Source organism: Pantoea wallisii (assembly GCF_002095485.1).
GTDB classification, from domain to species: domain Bacteria; phylum Pseudomonadota; class Gammaproteobacteria; order Enterobacterales; family Enterobacteriaceae; genus Pantoea; species Pantoea wallisii.
On record NZ_MLFS01000127.1, the window covers coordinates 1 to 1,605 of the forward strand.

A 1,605-nucleotide genomic window follows, 5' to 3' on the forward strand; every position below is an offset into this window, starting at 1 on the left:
CCCGGCTGTTTGCGTGGCCCGATCAGCAGCAGCAGCGTAATCATTTCGAGCTGGCGATCCCGGCGATCGGTTCGCTCTATCTGCGCCATAACCTGCACGGACACATTAAAAGCCTGAGCGAGTTTGCCCCGGACACTCTGCCACCCGTGCTGCCGGTCTTTTTTGCTTTTCGTCTGATGGTCGGGCTGGGATTGCTGATGCTGCTGGTCAGCATTATTGCCAATGTTCAGCGCTGGCGCGGAAAGCTGCTGATCTCGAAACGGCTGTTAACTCTGCTGACGTGCCTGTCACCGGTGGGATTTATCGCGCTGCTGGCCGGCTGGGTGGTGACGGAGGTCGGGCGCCAGCCATGGACCCTCTACGGTTTGCTCCGTACGGCAGAGAGTGTGTCGCCAATCTCATTGGGGAGTACCGTGACCATGTTCGGTGCCATTGTGCTGATATACAGCCTGAGTTTTGCGCTGGGGCTTTATTGTCTGTTACGCGTTATTGCTGCGCCGCTGCCGGATGATTGCAACATCGTCGCGGAGCGGATGCAAACTCCTGCCTGAGGAGAATATGATGCTGGCCGATCTTTCTGCTGCGCTGCTGCTGTTCTCTCTGCTGATGTACCTGGCGCTGGATGGCACCGACGTGGGCGTTGGCATACTGTTCTACAGTTTCGATCAGCCGCAGCAGCGTCAATGGATGGCGCACACGCTGCTGCCGCTCTGGGATGCCAATGAAACCTGGCTGGTGCTGCTGGCGGGCGGCATGCTGGCGCTGTTTCCCCCGTTATACAGTCTGCTGCTGCAGACGCTACACGTGCCGCTGCTGCTGTTTTTGCTGGCGCTGTTTATGCGTGCGCTGGCGCTGGTGTATCGCTCCCAGGTGGGTGATAGCGGGCGGCGCTGGCTGGATCGCGTGATGATCGTCAGTTCACTGCTGGCGGCCTTTTTACCCGGCTGGATCAGCGGATTGATTCTGGTGTCACGCCCGCCGACGGGCGTAGTGATTGACTTTACCCTGGCACCGCTGCTGTGCGGATTGGGCGTGGTGGCGATCTATCTGGTGATGGGGTGCTGTTGGTTGTGCTGGCGCATCGGCGAACCCCTGTCAGAGCGTGCGCGCAGTTTATGCATGCTGTGGTGGGTGATTGCACTGGCCTGTTTTGTGTCGGTCCTGCTGCTGGAGCCAACGCTGTGGCAGCAGAGCTGGCAGCGCTGGCCGGGGAGGATTCTGTTGTGCCTGCTGCCGCTGCTCTGGCTGGTGCAGCTGATTGCGCTGTGGCGCGAAGCCATGGTGCTGCTACTGATGGTGACGCTTCTGATGATTGGTGTGGTCGTGATTGCGCTGGCCTGCGGGCTTTATCCCTGGCTGTTGCCGGGCCAGATGGCGATTCAGCAGCAGGCGTCATCTCCGGTGACGCAAGGCTTTGTGCTGACCGGGATGGCAATTTTGCTGCCGCTGACGCTGCTTTATCACAGTTGGTCGTTTTGGGTGTTTAAACGGCAGCCGCACAAATAGAGGCGTTTAATGGCGGTCCTGCAGGTTAGCAAATTCCTTCACCTTGTGTCGCTGCGGATATAGCACTGGGTCAGAAGGAACAGTGAGCACGCCCGGAAC

2 protein-coding genes are annotated in these 1,605 nt (G+C 59.2%); both read left to right on the plus strand.

Annotated features, from left to right (window positions below; translation table 11 throughout):
* Window positions 1–551, plus strand: a 551-nt coding sequence (locus tag HA48_RS21860; RefSeq protein ID WP_139808001.1) for a cytochrome ubiquinol oxidase subunit I, incomplete at its 5' end; no start/stop codon positions are given.
* 7 nt (window positions 552–558) lie between these two features.
* Window positions 559–1,506: a cytochrome d ubiquinol oxidase subunit II gene (locus tag HA48_RS21865; protein WP_158086988.1), complete on the plus strand. Its 948-nt coding sequence runs from the start codon at window positions 559–561 to the stop codon at window positions 1,504–1,506.
* Window positions 1,507–1,605 lie beyond the last annotated feature (99 nt).

Coding starts and splice junctions, on each gene's coding strand:
- HA48_RS21865 (WP_158086988.1), top strand. CDS start 559: ATGATGCTGGCCGATCTTTCTGCTGCGCTGCTGCTGTTCTCTCTGCTG.